16 protein-coding genes are annotated in these 24,683 nt (G+C 74.4%); 9 read left to right on the forward strand and 7 right to left on the reverse strand.

Translation table 11 applies throughout. The features are described 5' to 3' along the window. Window positions 1-30: 30 nt before the first annotated feature. A complete protein-coding gene (locus tag G5B56_RS00575; protein ID WP_009858848.1) occupies window positions 31-489 on the reverse strand; it encodes a RidA family protein in 459 nt (152 codons plus the stop codon). A gap of 67 nt (window positions 490-556) precedes the next feature. On the opposite strand from G5B56_RS00575, the gene G5B56_RS00580 reads away from it, so the two are divergent. The 7 genes from G5B56_RS00580 to G5B56_RS00610 all read left to right on the forward strand — a co-directional run bounded on the left by G5B56_RS00580 (window position 557) and on the right by G5B56_RS00610 (window position 13,950). Continuing rightward, a complete protein-coding gene (locus tag G5B56_RS00580; protein WP_164962033.1) occupies window positions 557-2,959 on the forward strand; it encodes a DNA internalization-related competence protein ComEC/Rec2 in 2,403 nt (800 codons plus the stop codon). Window positions 2,960-2,972: 13 nt separating this feature from the next. Next, window positions 2,973-4,337, forward strand: coding sequence for a tetratricopeptide repeat protein (locus G5B56_RS00585; RefSeq protein ID WP_164962034.1), 1,365 nt, complete (start codon window positions 2,973-2,975; stop codon window positions 4,335-4,337). Window positions 4,338-4,460: 123 nt separating this feature from the next. After that, complete coding sequence (locus G5B56_RS00590) at window positions 4,461-8,030, forward strand: DUF2126 domain-containing protein (protein ID WP_164962035.1); 3,570 nt, start codon at window positions 4,461-4,463, stop codon at window positions 8,028-8,030. A gap of 22 nt (window positions 8,031-8,052) precedes the next feature. After that, the gene (locus G5B56_RS00595; RefSeq protein WP_164962036.1) at window positions 8,053-10,599 is read left to right on the forward strand and encodes a circularly permuted type 2 ATP-grasp protein; all 2,547 of its coding nucleotides are present in this window, start codon (window positions 8,053-8,055) and stop codon (window positions 10,597-10,599) included. Further along, window positions 10,596-11,513, forward strand: a complete 918-nt coding sequence (locus G5B56_RS00600; protein ID WP_009856038.1) for a transglutaminase family protein — start codon at window positions 10,596-10,598, stop codon at window positions 11,511-11,513. Before G5B56_RS00595 ends, G5B56_RS00600 begins: the two co-directional genes overlap by 4 nt. Window positions 11,514-11,531: 18 nt before the next feature. After that, window positions 11,532-12,968, forward strand: a complete 1,437-nt coding sequence (locus G5B56_RS00605) for a circularly permuted type 2 ATP-grasp protein (RefSeq protein WP_164962350.1) — start codon at window positions 11,532-11,534, stop codon at window positions 12,966-12,968. 19 nt (window positions 12,969-12,987) lie between these two features. After that, window positions 12,988-13,950, forward strand: a complete 963-nt coding sequence (locus G5B56_RS00610) for an alpha-E domain-containing protein (protein WP_009856036.1) — start codon at window positions 12,988-12,990, stop codon at window positions 13,948-13,950. 1 nt (window position 13,951) lies between these two features. Here the strand turns inward: G5B56_RS00610 and mltB are convergent, their stop codons facing one another. The 4 genes from mltB to G5B56_RS00630 are packed head-to-tail and all read right to left on the reverse strand — an operon-like array spanning window position 13,952 to window position 18,981. Next, window positions 13,952-15,103, reverse strand: a complete 1,152-nt coding sequence (gene mltB, locus G5B56_RS00615) for a lytic murein transglycosylase B (protein ID WP_164962037.1) — start codon at window positions 15,101-15,103, stop codon at window positions 13,952-13,954. Window positions 15,104-15,110: 7 nt separating this feature from the next. Next, window positions 15,111-17,108 (reverse strand): DUF3488 and transglutaminase-like domain-containing protein, encoded by a 1,998-nt coding sequence (locus G5B56_RS00620; RefSeq protein WP_164962038.1) that lies wholly within the window; start codon window positions 17,106-17,108, stop codon window positions 15,111-15,113. Beyond that, window positions 17,105-18,058, reverse strand: a complete 954-nt coding sequence (locus G5B56_RS00625; protein ID WP_029718627.1) for a DUF58 domain-containing protein — start codon at window positions 18,056-18,058, stop codon at window positions 17,105-17,107. Before G5B56_RS00625 ends, G5B56_RS00620 begins: the two co-directional genes overlap by 4 nt. Next, window positions 18,055-18,981, reverse strand: a complete 927-nt coding sequence (locus G5B56_RS00630; RefSeq protein ID WP_037290294.1) for a MoxR family ATPase — start codon at window positions 18,979-18,981, stop codon at window positions 18,055-18,057. The genes G5B56_RS00625 and G5B56_RS00630 overlap by 4 nt, the downstream gene beginning before the upstream one ends. Before the next feature lie 36 nt (window positions 18,982-19,017). Here G5B56_RS00630 and G5B56_RS00635 point away from each other — a divergent pair, with 36 nt between their 5' ends. Together G5B56_RS00635 and G5B56_RS00640 are read left to right on the forward strand one after the other, a co-directional pair. Then, on the forward strand, window positions 19,018-19,953 hold the full coding sequence (locus G5B56_RS00635; protein WP_029718625.1) for a histone deacetylase family protein: 936 nt from the start codon (window positions 19,018-19,020) through the stop codon (window positions 19,951-19,953). After that, on the forward strand, window positions 19,953-21,224 hold the full coding sequence (locus G5B56_RS00640) for a mechanosensitive ion channel family protein (RefSeq protein WP_009858193.1): 1,272 nt from the start codon (window positions 19,953-19,955) through the stop codon (window positions 21,222-21,224). Before G5B56_RS00635 ends, G5B56_RS00640 begins: the two co-directional genes overlap by 1 nt. Here G5B56_RS00640 and G5B56_RS00645 read toward each other — a convergent pair whose 3' ends face one another. Together G5B56_RS00645 and G5B56_RS00650 are read right to left on the reverse strand one after the other, a co-directional pair. Further along, the gene (locus G5B56_RS00645) at window positions 21,225-21,944 is read right to left on the reverse strand and encodes a hypothetical protein (protein WP_164962039.1); all 720 of its coding nucleotides are present in this window, start codon (window positions 21,942-21,944) and stop codon (window positions 21,225-21,227) included. Window positions 21,945-22,068: 124 nt separating this feature from the next. After that, complete coding sequence (locus tag G5B56_RS00650; RefSeq protein WP_164962040.1) at window positions 22,069-24,675, reverse strand: LuxR C-terminal-related transcriptional regulator; 2,607 nt, start codon at window positions 24,673-24,675, stop codon at window positions 22,069-22,071. Window positions 24,676-24,683 lie beyond the last annotated feature (8 nt).

Below are 24,683 nucleotides of genomic sequence, written 5' to 3' on the forward strand. Positions count from 1 at the left end.
GCCGGCTCCGCTCGCGCGTTACGGGGGGGGTCACTTAAGCTCGGCGATCAGTTCGATCTCGACGCAGGCGCCCAGCGGAATCTGGGCGACGCCGAAGGCGCTGCGCGCATGGGCGCCGACCTCGGCGCCGAAGACCTCGACGAAGAGCTCGCTGGCGCCGTTGGTCACCAGGTGCTGCTCGGTGTAGGTCGGCGTGCTGTTCACCAGGCTCATCACCTTGACGATGCGGGCGACGTTCTCCAGCCCGCCGGCCGCGGCCGCCAGCGTGCCCAGCAGGTCGACGGCGATCGCGCGCGCCGCGGCCTGGCCTTCGGCGGTGGTCATCGTCAGGCCGAGCTGGCCGACCCAGGGCTTGCCGTCGCGCTTGGCGATGTGGCCGGAGATGAAGACGAGCTTGCCGGTCTGCACGAAAGGCACGTAGGCGGCGGCGGGCACGGCGACGGCGGGCAGCGTGATGCCCAGCTGGTTCAGGCGGTCTTGGATGCTCATGGTCGGCTCGGGAGGGCACGCCTTCGGGGGTGCCGTTCAGGGGAACGGGCCATCCTACACTGGGCCGATGACCGGCCCGGCGGAGCCTGCGGCGCGAGAGTGGTGGGCCGCCGGTGCTGGCTGGCTGGCCGGTGTGCTGCTGCAGCTGCACCAGCCCGAACCCTGGGGCGCGCAGATCCAGCTGCTTCTGCTGGTGTCCGCCGCCACGTTGCTGGCCCTGGCCGGGGGCCGCGGCCCGCGCCGTGCGGCCTCGCTGGCACTGGCCGCCGCCGCGCTCGGCGCCGCCTCCACCGACTGGCGTGCCACCCAGCGCCTGGCCGAGCGCCTGGCGCCCGGGCTGGCCGGTGCCGAGCTGGTGCTCACCGGCGTCGTCGTGCGCATCCCGGCGGTGCATGCCGGCGGTGTGCGTTTCACCGTCGAGACCGAGGGCGCGGCCACGGCCGACGGCCGCCCGGTGACGGTGCCGCCGCGGGTCGTGCTCGGCGGGTATGTCGACGGCGACGCGCGCCCGCCGGTGCCGGCGGTCGGTGAACGCTGGCGCTGGCACGTCCGGCTCAAGCCGCCGCACGGCGGGCTCAATCCGCACGGCTTCGACGCCGAGCTGGCCTGGTTCATCCAGGGCATCGGCGCCACCGGCAGCGTGCGCGCCGCCCCCGCGCCGCAACGGCTGGCGGTCGACGCCGCGGCACCGCTGGAGCGCTGGCGCCAGCGCGTGCGCGACGCGGTCTTCGCGCGGGTCGCCGACCCGGCCGCCGCGGGCGTGCTGGCGGCGCTGGCGATCGGCGACCAGGCGGCGATCGAGCGCGAGGACTGGGAGCTCTTCCGCGTCACCGGCGTCGCCCACCTGATGAGCATCTCCGGCCTGCACGTGACGATGTTCGCCTGGCTGGCCGGTGCCGTGATCGGCCGGCTGTGGCGGCACGCCGGGCGCGGCCTGCTGGTGCTGCCGGCGCCGCAGGCCGCGCGCTGGGGCGGGCTGGCCTGCGCCGCGGCCTACGCGCTGGCCGCCGGCTGGGGCGTGCCGGCGCAGCGCACGGTCGGCATGCTGGCCACCGTCGTCGTGCTGCGCAGCGCCGGCCGGCGCTGGCCGCTGCCGGCGGTGCTGCTGGCCGCGGCGCTGGCCGTCGTTCTGATCGATCCCTGGGCGCCGCTGCAGCCGGGTTTCTGGCTGTCCTTCGTCGCGGTGGCGCTGCTGGCGGTGTCCGAGCCGGCGCACGCGGCGCAGGCCACTGCCGCCGCGGACCCGCGCCCCTGGCGCCGCCGCGCGGCGGCGCTCGCACGCGCCGCGCGCGGCGGCCTGCGCACCCAGGCCGTGGCCACCGTCGGCCTGGCGCCGCTGACGCTGCTGTTCTTCCAGCAGGTGTCGGTGGTCGGCTTCGTCGCCAACCTGGTCGCCATCCCGCTGGTGACGCTGGCGGTGACGCCGCTGGCGCTGGCCGGCGTGCTGCTGCCGCCGCTGTGGCTGGCGGCGGCCGGGCTGGTCGACGGGCTGCGCGTGCTGCTGGCGGCGCTGGCCGCCTGGCCGTGGGCCTCGTGGACGGCGGCCGCGGCGCCGCCCTGGGCCGTCGCCGCCGGGCTGCTGGGCGGGCTGCTCGCGGTGCTGCCGCTGCCGTGGCGGCTGCGCGGGCTGGCGCTGCCGCTGATGCTGCCGCTGCTCGCACCGCCGCTGCCGCGGCCGGCCGAGGGGCGTTTCGAGCTCGTCGCCGCCGATGTCGGCCAGGGCAGCGCGCTGCTGCTGCGCACCGCGCGGCACCTGCTGGTGTTCGACGCCGGCCCGCGCTGGAGCCCCGAGGCCGATGCCGGCTCGCGCGTGCTCGTGCCGCTGCTGCGCGCCCGTGGCGAGCGCCGCATCGACCTGCTGATGCTCAGCCACCGCGACGGCGACCATGTCGGCGGCGGCGCCGCGCTGCTGCAGGCGCTGCCGGTCGCCGAGATCGTCGGCTCGCTGCCGGCCGAGCACCCGCTGCTCGGCCGCGTGCCGCACCGGCGCTGCATGGCCGGCGAGCGCTGGCGCTGGGACGGCGTCGACTTCGAGGTCCTGCACCCGCCGGCCGGCATGGCCATCGCCGACGAGGCGTCGAACGCCACGAGCTGCGTGCTGCGCGTGCGCGGTGCGCTCGCCAGCGTGCTGCTGCCCGGTGACCTGCCGGCCGCACAGGAGCGGGCGCTGGTGGCCGCCGGTGCGCCGCTGCGTGCCGACGTGCTCGTCGTGCCGCACCACGGCAGCCGCAGCTCGTCGAGCGAGGCCTTCGTCGACGCGGTCGCGCCGCGGGTCGCCGTCGTGCAGGCCGGCTACCTGAACCGCTTCGGCCATCCGGCGCCGGAGGTGAGCGCGCGCTTCGTCGAGCGCGGCATCGTGCTGGTGCGCAGCGACGAATGCGGCGCGTGGACGCTGGCCGCCGACGGCCGCGCGCACTGCGAGCGCGAGCGCTCGCGCCGCTACTGGCATCATCGGCCGTCCTCCCGCTGATCCCGCCTGACCCGTGTCCGCCGCTGCCGAGTCCTTGTTCGCCAGGGGCACCCGCGCCCTCGAAGCGGGCGACCTGGCTGGCGCCGAGGCCGCGCTGCGTGAGGCGATCGTGCGGCAGCCGACGCTGGCCGAGGCGCATGCCAACCTCGCGCTGGTGCTCGAACGCGCCGGCCGCGCCGACGAGGCCGAGGCCGCTTACCGCGACGCGCTGGCGCTGGCGCCGCAGGCGGCGCCGATCTGGAACCTGCTCGGCACGCTGCTGCTGACGCGCAAGCGCCGGCTCGACGCCGAGGTCGCGCTGACGCGTGCGGTCTCGCTGGACCCGGCATCCGCCGCCGCCTGGACGCACCTGGGCCTGCTCTACGCGGCCACCGGCCTGGAGCGCCTGGCCGAAGGCTGCCACCGGCGGGCGCTGGAGCTCGACGCCGGCCACGTCGACGCCGCGCTCAACCTCGCGACGCTGCGGCTGCGCCAGGGCTGCTGGGACGAAGGCTGGGCCTTGTTCGAGCGCCGCCGCTGGTCCGACACGCTGGCCGCCCGGCTGCCGCTGCCGCGCTGGGCCGGCGAGCCGCTGGCCGGGCGTTCGCTGCTCATCGGCGCCGAGGCCGGCCTCGGCGACATGATCCAGTTCGTGCGTTATGCCGCCGTTGCCAAGGCCGCCGGTGCCGGGCGTGTCGGCGTGCTGGCCTATGCGCCGCTGGTCCGCCTGCTGGCCGGTGCCGACGGCGTCGACGTCGTCGTGCCGCCGACGGCCGAGGTCGCGCCGGGCGACTGGGACCTGTGGGCGCCGGCGATGAGCCTGCCGTGGCACTTCGGCACGCGCGTCGACTCGGTGCCGGCCGCGCTGCCCTATCTGCGCCCGGACCCGGCCCGCGTCGCCCGCTGGCGCGCCGTGCTCGGTGACGCCGGCGGCCGCCGCCGCATCGGCCTGGTCTGGCGCGGCAACCCGCGCTTCGAGACCGACGCCTGCCGTTCGCTGCCGTCGCTGGCCGAACTGGCGCCGCTGGCCATGCTGCCCGGCGTGCAGCTCGTCAGCCTGCAGAAGGGCGCCGGCGAGGACGAGGCCGCGGCGCCGCCGTTCGCGCTGCTGAACCCGATGCCCGACGTGGCCGACCTGGCCGACACCGCGGCGCTGATCGAGAACCTGGACCTCGTCGTCAGCGTCGACACCGCCATCGCCCATCTGGCCGGCGCGCTGGGCACGCCGTGCGCGCTGCTGCTGCCCGACTACAACGTCGACTGGCGCTGGCTCGAAGGCCGCGCCGACACGCCCTGGTATCCGGGCGTGATGCGGCTGTTCCGCCGTCCGGCGGCGGGCCGCTGGGCCGACGCGGTAGCCGAGCTGCAGGCCGAGCTCGAAGCCGCGCTCGCCATCTGAGGCCGGCTTGCGCGGCGCGCTGCGGCCGTCATCGCCGCGCTGGCATCATCGTCGCAGCCCGCGTGCTGCATCCGTGGCCCGGCACTTGCAACACCGCGGCATCCCGCCGCAGGAGCTCCGTCCGTGTCCATCCACGTCGCGCTGAACCACGTCACGCACTACCGCTACGACCGCCGCGTCGGGCTCTCGCCGCAGGTCGTGCGTCTGCGCCCGGCGCCGCACTGCCGCACGCCCATCGTCTCGTACTCGCTGCGCATCGAGCCCGGCGAGCACTTCGTCAACTGGCAGCAGGACCCGTTCGCCAACCACCTGGCGCGCCTCGTCTTCCCGGAGAAGACGACCGAGTTCAAGGTCACCGTCGACCTGGTGGCCGAGATGTCGGTCTACAACCCGTTCGACTTCTTCCTCGAACCCGAGGCCGAGCACTTCCCGTTCGCCTACGCGCCCGAACTGGCGCACGACCTCGCGCCCTACCTGGCGCGCGACGAGGCGACGCCGCTGTTCGCCGAGTTCGTCGCCAGCATCCCGCGCGAACGCGTGCGCACGATCGACTTCCTCGTCGAGATCAACCGCCGGCTGCAGCGTGACATCAGCTACCTGATCCGCCTCGAGCCCGGCGTGCAGACGCCCGAAGAGACGCTGGCCAGGAAGTCCGGCTCCTGCCGCGACACCGGCTGGCTGCTGGTGCAGGCGCTGCGCCACTGCGGCCTGGCGGCGCGGTTCGTCTCCGGCTACCTGATCCAGCTGAAGCCCGACCTGAAGTCGCTCGACGGCCCGAGCGGCGCCGAGACCGACTTCACCGACCTGCACGCCTGGTGCGAGGTCTACCTGCCGGGCGCCGGCTGGATCGGCCTGGACCCGACCTCAGGCCTGCTGGCCGGCGAAGGCCACATCCCGGTGGCCTGCACGCCCGAGCCTTCGACGGCGGCGCCGGTCTCCGGCGCGGTCGACGCCTGCGAAGTGACCTTCGGCCACACGATGCAGGTCACGCGGGTGCACGAGTCGCCGCGTGTCACCAAGCCCTACACCGAGGACCAGTGGCAGGACGTGCTGGCGCTCGGCGAGGCGGTCGACCGCGAGCTCGAACGCGGCGACGTGCGATTGACGATGGGCGGCGAGCCGACCTTCGTCTCGGTCGACGACCGCGACGGCGCCGAATGGAACACCGACGCGCTGGGCCCGACCAAACGCGGTCTGGCGAACGAACTCGTGCACCGGCTGCGCGCGCACTACGGCGAAGGTGGTTTCCTGCACTTCGGCCAGGGCAAGTGGTACCCCGGCGAGCAGCTGCCGCGCTGGGCGCTGACGATCGCCTGGCGCGCCGACGGCCAGCCCTGCTGGCACGACGCCTCGCTGTTCGCCGACGAGCGCGACACGCATGCCTACACGGTGGCCGACGCTGAACGTTTCGGCGCCGCGCTGGCGCGCCGGCTGGGCCTGGACCCGAAGTGGCTGATGCCCGGCCACGAAGACGCCTGGTACTACCTCTGGCGCGAGCGCCGGCTGCCGAGCAACGTCGACCCCTTCGACTCGCGCCTGGACGACGAGCTGGAGCGCGCGCGCCTGCGCCGTGTCTTCAGCGCCGGGCTGGATGCCGTCACCGGCTACGCCTTGCCGTTGCGCCGCGAGTGGTTCGCCGGCGCCGCGGGGCCGGAGTGGATCAGCGGCCCCTGGTTCCTGCGCGACGAGCGCCTCTACCTGATCCCCGGCGACTCGCCGATGGGCTGGCGTCTGCCGCTCGATTCGCTGCCCTGGGCCGAGGCTGGCGACCGGCCGGCCTCGTTCGCACCCGACCCCTTCGCGCCGCAGGCCCCGCTGCCGGTGCCGGCCAGCGTGCGCGCCCAGCCGCGCGGCTGGGACGCGCACCGCGAAGGCGGCGGTTTCGCCGAAGGCGGCACGGTCGCCTGGCCGGGAAGCGCCCGCGGCACGGACCTGCCCCCTCTCCCGCTCGCGGGAGAGGGCTGGGGTGAGGGTGCCGGCGCACCCCCAGCCCTCACCCCGCCCCTCTCCCGCGCCGCGGGAGAGGGAGATCCCGCCATCGCCCGCATCCCTGTCCCGCCTCATCCGCAGGGCCTCGACGCCCGCCCCGAGCGCCGCGAGTCGGCCGGCTGGATCACCCGCACGGCCCTCTGCGTCGAGGTGCGCGACCCGCAGCGCGCCAACGGCCCCAAGGCCGAGGCCGAGCACGGTGGCAAGAGCGGCGTGCTCTACGTCTTCATGCCGCCGCTGCAGCACCTGGAGGACTACCTGGACCTGCTGGCCGAGGTCGAGGCGACCTGCGTCGAACTCGGTGTCAAGGTCGTGCTCGAAGGCTATCCGCCGCCGCGCGACGCGCGCCTGAAGACGCTGGCCGTGACACCCGACCCGGGTGTCATCGAGGTCAACATCCACCCCGCGAAAGACTGGGCCGAACTGGTCGAGCACACCGAGTTCCTCTACGACGCCGCGCACCGCACGCGGCTGTCGACCGAGAAGTTCATGCTCGACGGCCGCCACACCGGCACCGGCGGCGGCAACCACTTCGTGCTCGGCGGCGCGACGCCGGCCGACAGCCCTTTCCTGCGCCGGCCCGACCTGCTGGCCAGCCTGCTCGCCTACTGGCACAACCACCCCAGCCTCAGCTACCTGTTCAGCGGCCTGTTCATCGGCCCGACCAGCCAGGCACCGCGCATCGACGAGGCGCGCAACGACCAGGTCTACGAGCTGGAGATCGCGCTGGCCGAGCTGGAACGCCGCATCGCGGAGGAGGGCGGCGAGGTGCCGCCGTGGCTCGTCGACCGCAGCCTGCGCAACCTGCTGATCGACGTCACCGGCAACACCCACCGCAGCGAGTTCTGCATCGACAAGCTGTATTCGCCCGACGGCCCGACCGGCCGCCTGGGGCTGCTGGAGCTGCGCGCCTTCGAGATGCCGCCGCATGCGCGCATGAGCCTGGCGCAGCAGCTGCTGCTGCGCGCGCTCGTCGCCTGGTTCTGGCGCGAGCCCTACACCGGCCGCGGCGCGACGCGGCTGACACGCTGGGGCACGGCGCTGCACGACCGTTTCCTGCTGCCGACCTTCGTGCAGCTGGACTTCGACGACGTCGTCGCCGAGCTGAAGCGCGCCGGCTTCGCTTTCGACGCCGCCTGGTTCGCGCCGCATTTCGAGTTCCGCTTCCCGCTGATCGGCGAGGTTGCGGCGCTGGGCGTCAAGCTGACGCTGCGCACCGCGCTCGAACCCTGGCACGTGATGGGCGAGGAGGGCGCGATCGGCGGCACGGTGCGCTACGTCGACTCGTCGCTGGAGCGGCTGGAGCTGAAGGTCACCGGCCTCAACGACAACCGCCACGTCGTCACCGTCAACGGGCGCGCGGCGCCGCTGCAGCCCACCGGGCGCAGCGGCGAGTACGTCTGCGGCGTGCGCTACCGCGCCTGGGCGCCGCCGTCGGCGCTGCACCCGACGATCCCGCAGCACGCGCCGCTGACGGTGGACCTCGTCGACCGCTGGCTGGAGCGCTCGCTGGGCGGCTGCCGCTACCACGTCGCGCACCCGGGCGGGCGCAACTACGAGACCTTCCCGGTCAACGCCTACGAGGCCGAAAGCCGGCGGCTGGCGCGTTTCTTCCGCTACGGCCACACGCCGGGCACGCTGAAGGTCGAGCCGGCGGCTCCCAGCCTGGAGTTCCCGTTCACGCTGGACCTGCGCCGCGGCTGAACGCCGTGGCAGGATCGCGCCGGTGAACGCCTCGCAGAGCACGCTGCCTTTCGACCCCGACGCCGCCGCCGGCGGTGCGCTCGGCCTGTTCGTCGAGCGCGCCCTGCCGGCCGAGCCCGGCGTCTGGGACGAGCTGCGCGCCGGCGACGGCAGCGTGCGGCCGGCCTGGCGGCAGTTCGCCGACTGGATGCCCGAGCCCGCCGGCGCCGACCTCGCCGCCGACCTCGACCGCCGCCTGCTGCAGATCGCGCAGCAGATCCGCCTGGACGGCGTCACGCACAACGTCTTCGACGACCAGGGCGCGCCGATGCGGCCGTGGTCGCTGGAGCTGCTGCCGCTGTTGATCGAGCCCGCCGACTGGGCCGGCATCGAGGCCGGCGTGATGCAGCGTGCGGCGCTGCTCGAGCGTGTGCTCGACGACCTCTACGGCGCACGCCGCCTGCTCGCCGAGGGCCTGCTGCCGCCGGCGCTGGCGCTGCGCCACCCGGGCTACCTGCGGCCGATGATCGGCGCGCGCGTGCCGGGCGGCCTGCGCCTGCACATCGTCGCCTTCGACCTCGCGCGCGGCCCCGACGGCCGCTGGTGGGTCGTCGCCCAGCGCACGCAGGGGCCCTCGGGCCTGGGCTACGTGCTGCACAACCGGCTGCTGGTGTCGCGCCAGTTCCCCGACGCCTTCCGCGAGCTGCGCGTGCAGCATCTGGCGGCCAGCTACCGGCGCCTGCTCGACACGGTGGAGGCCGCGGCGCGCGAGGTCGCCCGCGGCACCACGCCGCGTGTCGCGCTGCTGACGCCCGGGCCGTACAGCGAGACCTACTACGAACACGCCTACCTCGCGCGTTACCTCGGCCTGCCGCTGGTCGAAGGCGGCGACCTGACGGTGCGCGACGACCGCGTGTACCTGAAGACCGTCGAGGGCCTGGAGCCGGTGCACGCGCTGCTGCGCCGCCTGGACGACGACTGGTGCGACCCTCTGGAGCTGCGCCCCGACTCGACGCTGGGCGTGCCCGGGCTGCTGCAGGCCGCACGCGCCGGCCAGGTGGTGATGGCCAACGCGCTGGGCAGCGCCTTCCTCGAGTCGCCGGCGGTGCAGGGTTTCCTGCCCGGCATCTGCGAGCGCCTGACCGGCGAGCCGCTGCGCATGCCGGCGCTGCCGACCTGGTGGTGCGGCGAGGCGGCGGCCTGGCAGGACGTGCGCGAGCAGCTCGACGGCAAGTTCGTGCGCAGCACCTTCCCGCATGGCGGACGCACGTCGCAGGTGCACGACGGGCACCAACTCAGGGTGGACGAGGACCCCGACGCGTGGACGATTCAGGGCCGGTTGCGGTTCTCGCGTGCGCCGATCTGGGGCGGCGCGGCGCTGAATCCGCGCCCGGCGATGGTGCGTGTCTACGCGATCGCCGAAGGCGGCGGCCGCTGGCACGTGCTGCCCGGCGGCATGACCCGTGTCTCGCGCCGCGAAGACGCCTCGGTGTCGATGCAGCGCGGCGGCTCCAGCCTGGACACCTGGGTGCTGACCGACGGCCCGGTCGACACCTTCTCGATGCTGCCGCGCCGGCTGGAGGTCGACGACATCGCCGCGCGCCGCCGGCCGGTGTCCAGCCGCACCGGCGAGAACCTGTTCTGGCTCGGCCGCTACACCGAGCGCACCGAGCAGCTCGTGCGCCTGGCGCGTGCGACGCTGCTGCAGATCGACGCCGAGAGCGACGCCGACCTCGCCGTGCAGCGTGCGCTGTCGGCGATGGCCGTGGCCAGCGGCCTGGCGCCGGCGGGCGTGCCGACTTTGGAGCAGTCGGCCTCGCGCTTCGAGCGTGCGCTGCTCGGCGCGCTGGGCGACGCCGACGGTGCCTGGAGCGTGGCCTTCAACCTGCGTGCGCTGGAGCAGGCCTCGCAGGCGCTGCGCGAGCGGCTGTCGTCCGAGCAGTGGGGGCTGATCCGCTCGATGCGCGAGGCCTTCGAGGCCGCGTTCCCCGGCGGGCCGACACGGCCGCCGCCGCTGCCCGAGGTGCTGCCGGCACTCGACCGCCTGGCGCTGCGCCTGGCCGCCGTGACCGGCGTGCAGACCGACCGCATGACACGCGACCACGGCTGGCGGCTGCTCGCCGTCGGCCGGCTGCTGGAGCGCCTGATCGGCCTGGCCTCGCGGCTGGAGGCGCTGCTGCAGGCCGGCGCGCTGGGCAGCGCCGCCGGTGTCGACCTGCTGCTGGAGCTGTTCGACAGCGCGATCACCTTCCGCGCCCGCTACCAGCGCCACGAGGACCTGCTGGCGCTGGCCGACCTGCTGGTCTTCGACGACTCCAACCCGCGTGCCTTCGCCGGCGTGCTGCGCCGGCTGCGCACCGAGCTGCGCAAGCTGCCGCTGGACCCGAACGGCGCCGCCGCCCTGCTGGCGCGGCTGCCGCCCGGCGGCACCGGGCTGACGCTGGAGTCGCTGCGCGGCGCCAGCGACGCGGTCATCGTCGAGCGCCTGCTGGCGCTGTCGGTGTCGCTGCGTGCCGCGGCGATGGCGCTGGCCGACGACGTCGGCACGCGTTTCTTCACGCTGGCGCACGGACAGGACCGACGCGTGTGACCGAGCTCGAGGTCGTCCACGAGACACGCTACGACTACGCCGCGCCGGTGACGCTGGCGCACCACCTGGCGCATCTGCGGCCGCTGGACGACGCCGGCCAGCGCCTGCTGGCGCACGAGCTGGACATCGAGCCGGGGCCGCAGCAGCGCCGCGACGACGCCGACGCCTTCGGCAACCACCAGAGCCACTTCACCTTGCTGCGCCCGCACCGCACGCTGGTCGTGCGCGCGACGAGCCGGGTGCGGGTCGCGGCGCGTTTCGCGGCGCTCGAGGCGGCGCGGTCCCCGGCCTGGGACACGCTGGCGGCGCGGCTGCGCTACGTCGCGCGGGCGCCGTTCGAGCCGGCGGTGGAGTTCGTGCTGCCGTCGCCTTTCGTGCCGCGGCTGCCGGCACTGCGCGAGTGGGCGGCGCCTTCGCTGCGGCGCGGCCGCCCGGTCGCCGAAGCGGCGATCGAGCTGATGCGCCGGCTGCACCGCGAGTTCGAGTACGAGAGCCGCAGCACCGAGGTCGACACGCCGCTGGCCCAGGCCTTCGTGCAGCGCCGCGGCGTCTGCCAGGACTTCGCCCACCTGCTGGCCGGCGCCTTGCGCATGCACGGCGTGCCGGCGCGCTACGTCAGCGGCTACCTGCTGACACGCGGGCCCGAGGACGGCACGGCGATGGTCGGCGCCGACGCCTCGCATGCCTGGGTCCAGGCCTGGTGCCCCGACACGCCGGGGGTCGACGGCGGCTGGCTGGACCTGGACCCGACCAACGACCTGGTGCCCGGCAGCGGCCACGTGCGTGTCGCCGTCGGCCGCGACTTCGGCGACGTCACGCCGCTGCGCGGCGTGATCCGCGGCGGCGGCCGCCACACGCTGGCCGTCGGCGTCACGACGCGGGTGGTGGGTCCGGTTGTTGCTAACCCCGGTTGAAGAGGAGCGATGTCGACGATGAAGCCCAGCTTCGACGAGATGAGCGCCGCCGACGGCGCCGTGCGGTCCCATTACCGGACTTACGAACGCTGGCTGCGCCAGCAGCCGGCCGACGCGATGCAGTCGGCACGCAGCGAGGCGGAGATGATCTTCCGCCGTGTCGGCATCACCTTCGCCGTCTATGGCGCCAAGGACGAGGACGGTGCCGGCACCGAGCGGCTGATCCCGTTCGACGTCATCCCGCGCGTGATCCCCGGCGCCGAATGGCGCGAACTCGAAGCCGGCCTCGCCCAGCGCGTCACCGCGCTGAACCGCTTCCTGCACGACGTCTACCACGAGCAAGAGATCCTCAAGGCCGGCGTCGTGCCGGCCGACCTCATCCTGCGCAACAGCCAGTTCCGCCCCGAGATGATGGGCGTGGACGTGCCGGGCCAGGTCTATTCGCTGATCGCCGGCATCGACATCGTGCGTGCCGCGCAGCCCGACGGCAGCGGCTGCTACTACGTGCTGGAGGACAACCTGCGTGTGCCCAGCGGCGTCAGCTACATGCTCGAGAACCGCAAGATGATGATGCGGCTGTTCCCCGAGCTGTTCGCCAGCCACCGCATCGAGCCGGTCGCGCACTACCCCGACCTGCTGCTGGAGACGCTGCGCGAGTGCGCCCCGACGGCTGCCGACGACCCGACCGTCGTCGTGCTGACGCCCGGCATGTACAACAGCGCCTACTTCGAGCACGCCTTCCTCGCCCAGCAGATGGGCGTCGAGCTGGTCGAGGGCCAGGACCTGTTCGTGCGCGACGGCTTCGTCTACATGCGCACCACGCAGGGCCCCAAGCGTGTCGACGTGATCTACCGCCGCGTCGACGACGACTTCCTCGACCCGCGCGCCTTCCGCCCCGACTCGACGCTGGGCTGCGCCGGGCTGCTGGACGTCTACCGCGCCGGCAACGTGACGCTGGCCAACGCCATCGGCACCGGCATCGCCGACGACAAGAGCGTCTACCCGTACGTGCCGAGGATGATCGAGTTCTACCTCGGCGAGAAGCCGATCCTGCACAACGTGCCGACCTGGGTCTGCCGCGAGCCGGGCGACCTGGCGCACGTGCTGGCGCACCTGGGCGAGCTGGTCGTCAAGGAGGTCCACGGCGCCGGCGGCTACGGCATGCTCGTCGGCCCGGCCGCCAGCCAGGCCGAGATCGAGGCCTTCCGCCAGCAGCTGCTGGCCAACCCGTCGAACTACATCGCCCAGCCGACGCTGGCGCTGTCGACCTGCCCGACCTACGTCGAGCAGGGCATCGCCCCGCGCCACATCGACCTGCGGCCCTTCGTGCTGTCGGGCAAGGGCGTGCAGATGGTGCCCGGCGGGCTGACGCGCGTGGCGCTGAAGGAGGGCTCGCTGGTCGTCAACTCGTCGCAGGGCGGGGGCACCAAGGACACCTGGGTCCTCGAGGACTGACGCGCGCAGGAGGAACAAGATGCTGTCTCGCACCGCCGATCACCTGTTCTGGATGGCCCGTTACATGGAGCGGGCCGAGAACACCGCCCGGATGCTGGACGTCAACTACCAGACCTCGCTGCTGCCGCAGTCGGCGGACATGGCGGAGCAGGGCTGGCAGGGGCTGCTGTCGATCAGCGAACTCACCTGGAGCTTCCAGCAGAAGTACCGCGAGGTCACGCCGCGCAACGTCATGGATTTCATGGTGCGCGACGAGACCAACCCGTCGAGCATCCTGTGCTGCCTGCGTGCGGCGCGCGAGAACGCGCGGGCGGTGCGCGGCGCGCTGACCACCGAGGTCTGGGAGACGCAGAACCAGACCTGGCTGGAGTTCAACCGCCTGCTCAAGGCCGGCCGCTTCGAGCGCGACCCGGGCGCGATCTTCGAGTGGGTCAAGTACCGCTCGCACCTGTCGCGCGGCGTCACCGTCGGCACGATGCTGCAGGACGAGGCGATGCACTTCCTGCGTGTCGGCACCTTCCTCGAACGCGCCGACAACACCGCGCGGCTGCTCGACGTGAAGTTCCACGCGCTGTCGTCCGAGTACTTCGGCAACGGCAACGTCAAGGAGACGCAGGAGGTCGACTTCTATCACTGGAGCGCGATCCTGCGGTCGGTCTCCGGCTTCGAGGTCTACCGCAAGGTCTACCGCAACGTGATCCGCCCGGAGCGTGTCGCCGAGCTGCTGATCCTGCGCCCGGACATGCCGCGCTCGCTGGCGGCCTGCATGAACGAGGTCGTCGCCAACCTCGAGCCGGTGGCCAACCAGCAGAGCGCCGAGACGCTGCGCCGCGCCGGGCGGCTGCAGGCCGACCTGCAGTACGGCCGCATCGACGAGATCCTGGCCACCGGGCTGCACGCCTACCTGACGCAGTTCCTGGACCGCGTCAACGACCTCGGCGCCGGCATCGGGCGCGACTTCCTGGTGCCGGTGGCAGCCTGATTCAGCGCGCCGCCGGGCCGCTTGCCGTCGCGGCGGCGGCGGCCTCGGCACGCGCCTGGGCGACCGCGTCGCCGAGCGCGATGACCGCCATCGCGTAGTACGACGAGGCGTTGTAGCGCGTCAGCACGCGGAAGTTGGCGGTGCCGGCGACGTAGCTCGGCGCCGCAGCGCCGTTCTGCAGCTCGACCAGCGCCATCGGGCCGCCATGGGCACGCCCGGCGGCGTCGAGCTCGGCCCCGGCGGCGGCGAACTCGGCCGCGGTGAAGCTGGGCTCGATGTCCGGCGCCAGCAGCCGCGCACGCGCCGCGGTGTCCACCGGCGGCGCCACCGCGTGCGTCGTCGCCATCCCCGGCTGCCAGCCGTGCGCCGACAGGAAGTGGGCGACGCTGCCGACGGCGTCGACGCCGTTGCCGCCCAGGTCGACGTGGCCGTCGCCGTCGAAGTCCACGGCCAGCCGGTTCAGGTTGCTGGGCATGAACTGCGGCAGGCCGATGGCGCCGGCGAAGGAGCCGCGCACCGCCTGCGGGTCGCGGCCCTCGCGCTCGGCCCAGACCAGGAACTCCTCCAGCTCGCGGCGGAAGAAGGGGCTGCGGTCGCTGCGGCCGGTGGGGAAGTCGAAGGCCAGCGTCGCCAGCGCGTCGACGATGCGAAAACGCCCGGTGATGCGGCCGTAGAAGGTCTCGACGCCGATGATGCCGACGACGATCTCCGGCGGCACGCCCCAGCGCGCCTGGGCACGCGCCAGCGCGTCCTCGTGGTCCTGCCAGAAGGCCAGCCCGGCGGCGATGCGCCGCGGCTCGACGAAACGCGCGCGGTAGGCCGCCCAGTCCTTGGCCGTGCCGGCCGGCGGCGGCATCACCAGGCGCTGCACGCTGTCCAGCCGGCGCGCCTGGGCGAGCTGTACAGCGACCCAGTCGGCGTCCAGGCCGCGGCGCTCGGCGACCTCGGCGGCGAAGCGGCGCAGGTCCTCGCGTTCGCCGTACAGCGGCGCGGCGGGGGCCACGGCCTTGGCCTTGGGTTTCTTCTTCGCCGCGGCGTGTTGCGCGGCGGTGGCTTTGCGGGCGGGCTTCTCGGCGGCGTGCACCAGCGGCGGTGCGGCCAGGGCCAGGGCGATCAGCGCGATGCTCGCGAGGGCGGAGTTCGGGGCGGGCATCGGCCCATTATGGGCGGCCCACCTGGCGCAGGGCCTTGGCGAAGCCCGGCCACCAGCGCCGCGCCGGCTGGGCGACGCCGTCGCCGTAGCGCAGCCGGTCCAGCGCCTCCAGCTCCACGGCCAGCGGTTCGCCGGCCGCGCCCAGCGCGGCGCGCACACGCTCGGCGCGCGCCCGCGGCCCGTGCTGCGGGCCGACCTTGATACCACGGCCGGCCAGCGCCCGCTGCACACGCGCCTGCAGGCGCTGCCACGGGTCCTGGCGGTGGCGGTCCCACAGCGCCCAGCCGGCACCGGCGGCTGCGGCGGCCGCGGCCAGCAGCACCAGCGCGCGCGCCAGGTCCTGCCAGTCGGGCGACTCGACGCCCAGCGCCCGCAGCAGGTCGAACTGGCGCTGGCGCGAGTAGTTCAGCACCGCCTGGTTCCAGCGGTTGTTGAGCGTCTCCCAGGCCTCGCGCAGCCGCGCCGCCAGCGCCGGGTTGACGGCGACCATCGTGCCGGCGACGAAACCCGGCGCCGGCGCCAGGCTGCTGCCGCGCTGCACACGCTCGGGCGCGACGGCGGCCGTCGGGTCGGCGCGCACCCAGCCGACGCCCGGCTGCCAGTACTCGGCCCAGGCGTGGGCGTTGCGCTGGCGCACGATCCACCAGCCGTCCACCGGCGCCGGGTCGGTGCCCTGGTAGCCGGTGACGATGCGCGCCGGCACGCCCATCGCGCGCATCGCGACGACGAAGGCCGCGGCGAAGTGCTCGCAGAAACCCAGCTTGCGGTCGAGCCAGAACTCGTCGATCGCGTCGCGGCCGTAGGGGCCGGGCTCCAGCGTGTAGCCGTAGCCGCCGCCGGCGACCTCGCGCAGCAGCGCCGCGGCCAGCGTGCGCGCGTCGGCGCCGGCCAGCTCGGGCCGGGCCTGCAGCGCGCGCGCCCAGGCCAGCGTGCGCGGGTTGTAGCCCGGCGGCAGGCCCAGCCAGTCGGCCAGCTGCGGCACCGCGCTGCGCGGGCCGTGGCGGTGGGCCGGCCAGGCCGCGGCGCTGAAGCGCACGCGGTCGGTCAGCGGGCGGTCGAGCTGCCACTGCAGGTCGGCGCGCAGCCGCGGGCTCCAGCCTTCCAGCCGCGGCGCGGCCCCGTCGCGCGCCGGCGTGATCTCCAGCAGCGGCAGCATCGCCAGCCGGCTGGGCTCCAGCGTCATCTCGTAGCGCAGCGGGGCGCCGAGCAGCTGCGGCTCGCCGGCCGCGCCGAAGCGCTCGGGCACGCGGTTCCAGTCCAGGCCGTCGAAGCGGCCGAGCACCGGGCCGCGGAAGTACATCGCGTCCGGCGGCGGCACCGCGCCGTCGAAGCGCACGCGCAGCGCGATCGAGTCGTCGTTGGCCACCTCGGCGACGCCGCCCAGGCGCATCGTGCCCGACAGCCCGGTGCGCCCGGCGGCGTCGTTGGGCACGCCCCACAGCGGGCCGATGCGCGGGAACAGCAGGAACAGCGCCACCATCACCGGCGCGCCGAGCAGCGCCGCGCGCGCCGCCAGCGCCCCGGCGCGCGCCAGCGGCGGCCGGCCCACCGGCATGTGCGCCAGCACCAGCGCCGCCAGCAGCCCCCACACCGACAGCAGCATCGACGCCGCCACCAGCAGGCTCTGCGAGTACAGGAAGTTCGTCAGCACGACGAAGAAGCCGAGGAAGAAGACGACCAGCGCGTCGCGCCGCGCACGCAGCTCCAGCGTCTTCAGCGTCATCAGCACGACGAGCAGCGTGACGCCGGCCTCCTTGCCCAGCAGCGTGCGCTCGCTCCAGAAGGTCAGCGCGCCGGCCAGCAGCAGCAGGCCGACCCGCACCCAGTGCCCCGGCAGCGGCCGGTTGCCCACCGCCAGCCAGGCCCGCCAGACGAGGATCACGCCGGCCAGCACGCTGCACCACACGGCCACGTGGGCGGCGTGCGGCAGCAGCGTCCAGCCGATGACGGCCAGCAGGAACAGCGTGTCGCGCGCTTCGCGCGTCGTGCGCGGCGGCGGGCTCATCCGGGCCAGCCCGCCAGCAGGTCGAGCGCGGCGCGGCGCTGCGTGTCGCCGCCGCCGGGCGCGAGTTCGCGGCCGGGCAGGCGCAGCCCCCAGGGCCGGCCGGCCTGTTCGCAGGCCTGCACCCAGGCCGCCAGCCGCGACAGCCGGCGTTCGGTGTCGCCGCCCGTGTCGGCCCAGTCCAGCCAGACCTCGCGCCGGCCTTCGCCGCGGCCGTCGCGGCTGACCAGCTCGCCGGTCTGCGCGACCTTCTTCCAGACGATCTGGCGCAGGCCGTCGCCGCGGCGGTAGTGGCGCACGCCGTCGAACTCCTGCCCGGCGGGCTGGGCCGCGGGCGCCGCGGCCTCGCCCGGCTGCGCCGCGGCGGCCGGCACGGCCGGCGCCGGCGTCTCGGGCCGCGGCCAGGCGAGCACGCGCGCGGCCGGCCGCCAGACGCTCCAGGCGCGGAACAGCCCGAGCGGGAACACCGTCTCGACGACCACCAGCGGCAGCGCGTGCCAGCCGCGCCGCGGCGGCACGAAGGCCAGCTGCACCGTCTCCTGCGCGCCGGCGTCGACGTCGCACCAGGCGACACCGCCCTGGCGCCGCCAGCCCAGCGCGATGCCGTGGCGCGGGCGCCGGCCGGGGTTGGTCAGCACGATCTCCACCGTCGCCGCGTCGGCGGCGAAACCGGGCCGCGGCGCCTTCAGGTGCAGCGTCAGCCCGCGCAGCGTGCCGTGCGTCTGGTGCATCGACACCAGGCCGGCGCCGGCGAGCAGGAAGGTCAGCACGTAGCCGAGGTTGAGCTGGTAGTTGATCGACGCCAGCAGCATCGCCAGCAGCGTGGCCGCGAACGCCAGCCCGGCGCGTGTCGGCACGATGTAGAGGTTGCGCTGGGTCAGCGTCCAGGTGTCGGACGCCGGCATGCGGCGCTCGAGCCAGCGCTCGAAGGCCTCGCGCGCGGCGGCGATCACGGGACCGGCGTGGCCTCGACCATCGCCCGCACCTGCGCCACGGCGCCGCGCCCGGCACCGGGCACCGGCTGCAGCCGGTGGGCGACGGCCTGCGGCAGCAGCGCCTGCACGTCCTCCGGCGCGACCCAGTCGCGCCCGGCCATCAGCGCGCGGGCCTTCGCCACGCGCAGCACGGCGATGCCGGCACGCGGCGACAGGCCCTGCACGAACCAGCGCCCGGAGCGTGTCTCGGCGATCAGCGCCTGCAGGTAGTCGAGCAGCGGCTCGCTGGCCTTGACGCGCTGCACCGCCTGCTGTGCGGCCAGCAGCCCGGCCGGGTCCATCACCGGCCGCAGCCGCGTCGCCAGCTCGCGCCGGTCCTCGCCGGCGAGCAGCGCACGTTCGCTGGCGCGGTCGGGGTAGCCCAGCGTGATGCGCAGCAGGAAGCGGTCGAGCTGGCTCTCGGGCAGCGGGTAGGTGCCGAGCTGGTCGCTCGGGTTCTGCGTCGCGATGACGAAGAATGGCCGCGGCAGCGCGCGCGTCTCGCCGTCGATGGAGACCTGGTGCTCTTCCATCGCCTCGAGCAGCGCGCTCTGCGTCTTCGGGCCGGCGCGGTTGATCTCGTCGGCCAGCAGCACCTGCGCGAACACCGGGCCGGGGTGGAAGACGAAGGCGTCGCGCTGGCGGTCGAAGACGCTGACGCCGACCAGGTCGCTGGGCATCAGGTCGGCGGTGAACTGCGTGCGCGAGAAGCTGAGCCCCAGCGAGCCGGCCAGCGCGTGGGCCAGCGTCGTCTTGCCGACGCCGGGAACGTCCTCGATCAGCAGGTGGCCGCCGGCCAGCAGGCAGGCGACGCTGTCCTCGATCTGCGGGCGTTTGCCGACGATGATCGTGCTAATCTGGTCGACCAGCCCGGAGATCTGGCGCGCAAGGCTCGAATCCATGCGCGGGACCATACCCCGAAACCATAACGACGACTCATGACGACCGCGTTCTACAGCCATGCGGAGTGCCGATTGCACGATATGGGGCCAGGACACCCCGAGTGCCCGCAGCGGCTGGACGCGATCTCCGATCACCTGCTGGCCACCGGCCTGGACGTCGCGCTCGACTTCCGCGACGCGCCGCCGGCCACGCTCGAGCAGATCGAGCGCGCGCACAGCGCCGGCTACGTGCTGCAGCTGCAGGACGCGCTGGTGCAGATCCAGGAGAGCGGCCAGGCCCGCGCGCTGGACCCCGACACCTTCGCCTGCCCCGACACCTGGCGCGCCGCGCTGCGTGCCGCCGGGGCCTGCGTCGCGGCCACCGACGACGTGCTCGACGGCCGCGCCCGCAACGCCTTCTGCGCCGTGCGCCCGCCGGGCCACCACGCGACGCGCGACGAGACGATGGGCTTCTGCTTCTTCAACAACGTCGCGATCGCGGCGCGCCACGCGCTCGACGTGCGCGGCCTGAAGCGCGTGGCGATCATCGACTTCGACGTGCACCACGGCAACGGCACCGAGGACATCGTCGCCGGCGACGAGCGCATCCTGATGTGCAGCTTCTTCCAGCACCCGCTGTACCCGTACAGCGGCGCCGTGCCCAAGGGCGAGAACATGGTCAACGTGCCGATCCCGCCGTACACGCGCGGCGGCGAGCTGCGCGAGACGCTGATGGCGATGTGGATGCCGCGGCTGGAGGAGTTCGAGCCGCAGATGGTCTTCATCTCCGCCGGCTTCGACGGCCACCGCGAGGACGACATGGGCCAGCTCGGCCTGGTCGAGGCCGACTTCGAGTGGATCACGCGCCAGGTCGTCGGTGTCGCCGACCGCTGCGCGAAGGGCCGCGTCGTCTCGGTGCTCGAAGGCGGCTACAACCTCAGCGCGCTGGCGCGCAGCGTGGCCGCGCACATCCGGGTGCTCGCCGACGTCTGATGGTCCGCGCCACGACGGCCGAACGCCTCGGCCAGATCTTCGATTCGCTGCGTGCGCCCGGGGCGCTGATCGAGCTGGGCATCGTCGTGCTGTGCCTTGCGCTGGCCTGGGCGCTGGTGCGCCAGATCGCCGCCCGCGTCGAGCACAAGGGCTCGATCTGGCTCGGCAGCCGCGGCGTCGACGGCGTGCTGTTCCCGCTGCTGGCGCTGTGTTTCGCGGTCGCCGGCGAGTGGATCCTCGGCGACGCGGTGCCGCGTGCGGTGTTCCGCCTGGCGGTGCCGGTGCTGCTGTCGCTGCTGCTGATCCGGCTGACGGTGCGTGTGCTCCAGCAGGCCTTCCCGAAGTCGGGCGTGATGCGTGTCGTCGAGCGCAGCGTGTCCTGGATCGCCTGGATCGGCGCCGTGCTGTGGATCACCGGCGTGCTGCCGCTGTTGATGGCCGAACTCGACGCCATCACCTGGAAGGTCGGCAGCGTGCGGCTGTCGGTGGGCAGCGTCATCGAGGCGGTGTTCAACACCTCGATCGTGCTGGTGCTGACGCTGTGGATCTCGCAGGTGCTCGAGCAGCGCCTGCTCAAGGGCGCGGGCGACAACCTGTCGGTCCGCAAGATGGCGGCCAACCTGCTGCGTTCGGTGCTGCTGTTCGTCGGCCTGATGATGGCGCTGTCGGCCGCCGGCATCGACCTGACGGCGCTCAGCGTGTTCGGCGGCGCGATCGGCGTCGGCCTCGGTTTCGGCCTGCAGAAGCTGGCGTCCAACTACGTCAGCGGCTTCGTCATCCTGGCCGAGCGCAGCGTGCGCATCGGCGACATGGTCAGCGTCGACGGATTCTCCGGCCGCATCACCGACATCAACACGCGCTACACCGTGATCCGCGCGCTCGACGGCCGCGAGTCCATCGTGCCCAACGAGATGATGATCGTGCAGCGTGTCGAGAACGCCTCGCTGGCCGACACCCGGGTCTGGCTGTCGACCGTCGTGCAGGTGGCCTACGGCACCGACCTCGACACGCTGATGCCGCGCATCAGCGCCGCGGTCGCGGCGGTGCCGCGTGTGCTCGCCGACCCGGCGCCGTCGGTGCAGCTCAGCAGCTTCGCCGCCGACGGCCTGGAGCTGACGATCGGCTTCTGGATCGGCGACCCGCACAACGGCCAGGGCAACGTGCGCTCGGCGGTCAACCTGGCGCTGCTGCGCCTGCTGAACGCCGAGGGCGTCGAGATCCCGTTCCCGCAGCGTGTCGTGCGCCAGGTCGGCGACGCCGCGGCCGACTGATCAGGCCTCGCGGCCGATCGCCTGCGCCAGCCGCGCCCAGCGCGGCGCCGACACCTGCTGGCGCACCACGCCCAGCAGCGCCTCGACGGCCTGCGGCGGCGCCTTGGCGCGCAGATCGGCGAACAGGATCGCCAGCTCCGGCACGCTGAGCGCCACCGCCAGCCAGCGCACCACCAGCGCCATCTCCTGCGGCGGGATCGTCGCCATCAGGCGGTCGTGCAGCGCGACGAGCTCGTCGTCGCGGTACAGCGCCCACAGCGCGGCGTTGTTGCGCGTCTCCTCGACCTGCATGTGCAGCAGGTTCTCGCCGACGAAGGCCGCGAGGTGACGGTACAGCCGCAGCGCCAGCAGCGCGCGCTGCGCCGGTGCCGCCGTGCGCAGCGCGTGCGTCTCGTCCTCGAGGTTGGCGATGGCCTCCAGGTGCTCGACGTGGTCACCGGCGGTGTCGGCGGCGCCGCCGGGCCGGCGCGCCTCGATCGCGGTGTGGATGAAGTCGTTCTCGTGCTGCACGTGGCCGCGCAGCGTGGCCAGCAGCAGCTCGACCTGGTCGAGCACGTCGGCACGTTCGCCGGCATCGTCGACGTCCATCGCGCCGACGGCGGCGACGGTGTGGTGCATGAACTCGCGCAGCGCCTTGTGGATGAAGACGTAGAGGTCGAAGCGCGCGGCCGTCGCGGTGGCGGCGTAGGTGTTGCCCGGCAGGGCGGAGATCGTGTGCATCGGGGTTCCTCGTGATCGCCGGCGCCCTGCGGCCGGCGTGGAACCGAAGTCTGGACAGCGGCCCCTGCGCCGGCATCGTCCGCAGGAGCCATCGCCGCGGCCACGACGGGCCATCGGCGGCGGCTCAGCCGCGCTGCGCGGCGTGCCAGGCGGCGGCCTGGCCGCGCGACGCAGCGCCCAGCTTGTCGAGGATGTTGGCGACGTGGCGCTTCACGGTGTGCGGGCTCAAGTCCAGCGCGCGTGCGATCAGCTTGTTGCTGTCGCCGGCGGCGATGCGCTCCAGCACCTCCCACTCGCGTGCGCTGAGGCCGCCGGGCAGTGGTGCCGGCGCCGCGGCCGGCGGCGCGAAGGCGCGACCCAGCCAGCCGCCGAGCACGGCGACGGCTTCGTCGGCCAGCACGCCGGTCCAGTCGGTGGCGGCCAGCGCCTCGAGGGCCGGGCGCGCGAACAGCGCCGCGCCGACGCCGGCACCCCCGGCGACGCGGCGCACCGCGGTCGCCAGCTCGGCGGCGGCCGACTCGCGCCGGCCCTGGGCGAGCAGCGCCGCGGCGCGGTACAGCCGCACCTCGACGGCGTGGCCCAGGCGGTCGACGGCCTCCTCGCACTCCAGCGCCCGGCTCCAGCAGTCGATCGCCGCATCGGGGCGGCCGGCCAGCCGTTCGGCGTGGCCCGCCAGCGCCTCGATCTGGCTGGCCTGGGCCGCGGCGGCGAAGCCGTCGGCCGACGGATGGCCGCGCAGCCAGTCGAGATGGCGCAGCAGGCGCTCGCGTTCGCCGAAACGTGCGGCCACACGCGCCGCGTGCAGCCGCAGCACCCGCAGCGAAGCCGGCCCGCGTGCCGCCGGGTGTTCGTCGACCAGGCGCTCGGCGGCGGCCAGCGCCGGCTCGCGTTCGCCGCGCAGCGCGTGCACGAAAGCCGCCAGCAGCTGCGCGCTGCCGGCGACGTTGGCCGGCTCGCCGAGCCAGCGGCAGTCGTCCAGCACCGCGGCCAGTTCCTGCTCGGCGGCGTCGAGCTCGCCGCGCTGCCAGGCGTGGTGCCAGCCGGCCTGCACACGCGCCAGCGCACGCAGCGGCAGCGGCCGGTCGGCGGCGACCCGCAAGGCGCCGCGCACGTAGCGCTGCAGCGCGGCCTCGGTGCCCGGCAGGCCGTTCAGGCGCGGCAGCGGGTGGGCGCGGTACCACAGCGAGGCGTCGTCGCAGGTCTCCAGCAGCGCCACCAGCTCGTCGAGCAGCGGCCCCAGCCGGTGCAGCGAGCCCAGGTCCAGCGCATGCCAGGTGCAGGCGACGAGCACGACGACGCGCGTGTCGCGCGACATCGCCTCGCGCCGCAGCGGCCCCAGCCGCGCCGCGCTCTCGACGTGGCGGCCCAGCGCGTTCAGCGCCAGCGACTGGTAGGCCACCGCGGCGCGCGCCCGGTCGGCCTCGCCGCATGCGACCCAGCCGCGTTCGGCCGCGCGCATCGCCTGCAGCATCGCCGGGAAGTCCCAGCGCGCCCAGGCCAGCAGGCCGCGCACCTCGTGCAGCGCCGGCGACGTGGCGGCAAAGCTGTCCGGGAACAGCGCCAGCAGGTGGGCGACGGTGGCCAGCGCGCCTTCGGTCAGCAGCGTCGGCGCCTGGGCGAGCAGGGCCGCGGCGGCGCCGTCGACGTCGCCGGCGTGCAGCAGCATCGGCAGCTGGCGCGCGGGGTCGCTCTCGCCGGCGGCGGCGCGCCGCCACAGCGCCGGCCATTCGTCGGGGTGCTCGAGCCGCAGGCGTTCGAGCAGCGTCTCGCGGAACAGGTCGTGCAGCCGCAGCGTCGGCTCGGCGGCCTGCAGGCTGCTGACGAACAGGCCCAGGCGCTCGATGCGCTCGATCTGGGCCGCGGCGCGCGCGTCACCCGTGACGGCGGCGGCGCGCGCGGCGGTCAGCTCGGGCAGCACGGCGCTGCGCAGCAGGAAGGCCCGCAGCTCGGCCGGCAGCGGCCCGATCACCTCCTCGTCGAGGAAGTCGCGGATCGCACGTTCGCCGGCGGCGGCGCTGCGGGCACCGTGCGCCAGGGCCAGCCGCAGGCCGGCGGGCCAGCCGCGTGTGCGTGCGGCCAGCGCCGTCGCGCCCGGGCCCTCGGCCTCCAGCGCGCCGGCCAGCGCTTCGGCTTCCTCGGTGGCGAACTGCAGCTCGTGGCGGCGGAACTCGGCCAGCTCGCCGGCGGCGCGCCAGCGCGCCAGCGACAGCGGCGGGTCCTCGCGTGTCGCGACGGCCACCGTCCAGCGCGGGCCCAGGCGTTCGAGCACGCCGTCGAGCAGCTCGAAGAACGCGGCGTCGGCGACGCGGTGCAGATCGTCGAAGACGATGACGCCGTGCTCGACTTCGCAGGATTCGAGCGCGTCGAGCAGCTCGGCGGCCAGCCGGGCGCGGCCGCGCGGATCGTCGACACGCGCCAGCAGCGCCTCGGGCGCGGTGCGCCACGGCAGGTCATGGGGTTCGAGCGCGGCGATCCAGCACTCCAGCAGGCGGTGCAGGTCGTCGTCGGCGTCGGCCGAGATCCAGGCGACGGCGGTGCCGGCCGGCAGCCGGGCGAGCTGTCTCGCCAAGGCCGTGGTCTTGCCGTAGCCGGCGGCGGCGCAGACCAGCACCAGGCGCTGGCCGAGCAGCGCGTCCAGCAGATGGGCGTCGAGCGCCGGGCGCTCGATCCAGGTGCCGGCCGTGCCGGCGCGCGGCCGCGGCGGCTGGATCTTGGTGCGGGCGAAGCTCATGCCGCGGA

The sequence above is a fragment of the Rubrivivax sp. JA1026 genome (genome assembly GCF_011065555.1).
GTDB classification, from domain to species: Bacteria; Pseudomonadota; Gammaproteobacteria; order Burkholderiales; family Burkholderiaceae_C; genus Rubrivivax; species Rubrivivax benzoatilyticus.

Bases quoted from the DNA above. Each gene is read 5' to 3' on its own strand.
- G5B56_RS00575 (WP_009858848.1), bottom strand. From the start codon at position 489: ATGAGCATCCAAGACCGCCTGAACCAGCTGGGCATCACGCTGCCCGCC.
- G5B56_RS00580 (WP_164962033.1), top strand. From the start codon at position 557: ATGACCGGCCCGGCGGAGCCTGCGGCGCGAGAGTGGTGGGCCGCCGGT.
- G5B56_RS00605 (WP_164962350.1), top strand. From the start codon at position 11,532: ATGAAGCCCAGCTTCGACGAGATGAGCGCCGCCGACGGCGCCGTGCGG.
- G5B56_RS00610 (WP_009856036.1), top strand. From the start codon at position 12,988: ATGCTGTCTCGCACCGCCGATCACCTGTTCTGGATGGCCCGTTACATG.
- mltB (WP_164962037.1), bottom strand. From the start codon at position 15,103: ATGCCCGCCCCGAACTCCGCCCTCGCGAGCATCGCGCTGATCGCCCTG.
- G5B56_RS00620 (WP_164962038.1), bottom strand. From the start codon at position 17,108: ATGAGCCCGCCGCCGCGCACGACGCGCGAAGCGCGCGACACGCTGTTC.
- G5B56_RS00630 (WP_037290294.1), bottom strand. From the start codon at position 18,981: ATGGATTCGAGCCTTGCGCGCCAGATCTCCGGGCTGGTCGACCAGATT.
- G5B56_RS00635 (WP_029718625.1), top strand. From the start codon at position 19,018: ATGACGACCGCGTTCTACAGCCATGCGGAGTGCCGATTGCACGATATG.
- G5B56_RS00640 (WP_009858193.1), top strand. From the start codon at position 19,953: ATGGTCCGCGCCACGACGGCCGAACGCCTCGGCCAGATCTTCGATTCG.
- G5B56_RS00645 (WP_164962039.1), bottom strand. From the start codon at position 21,944: ATGCACACGATCTCCGCCCTGCCGGGCAACACCTACGCCGCCACCGCG.
- G5B56_RS00650 (WP_164962040.1), bottom strand. From the start codon at position 24,675: ATGAGCTTCGCCCGCACCAAGATCCAGCCGCCGCGGCCGCGCGCCGGC.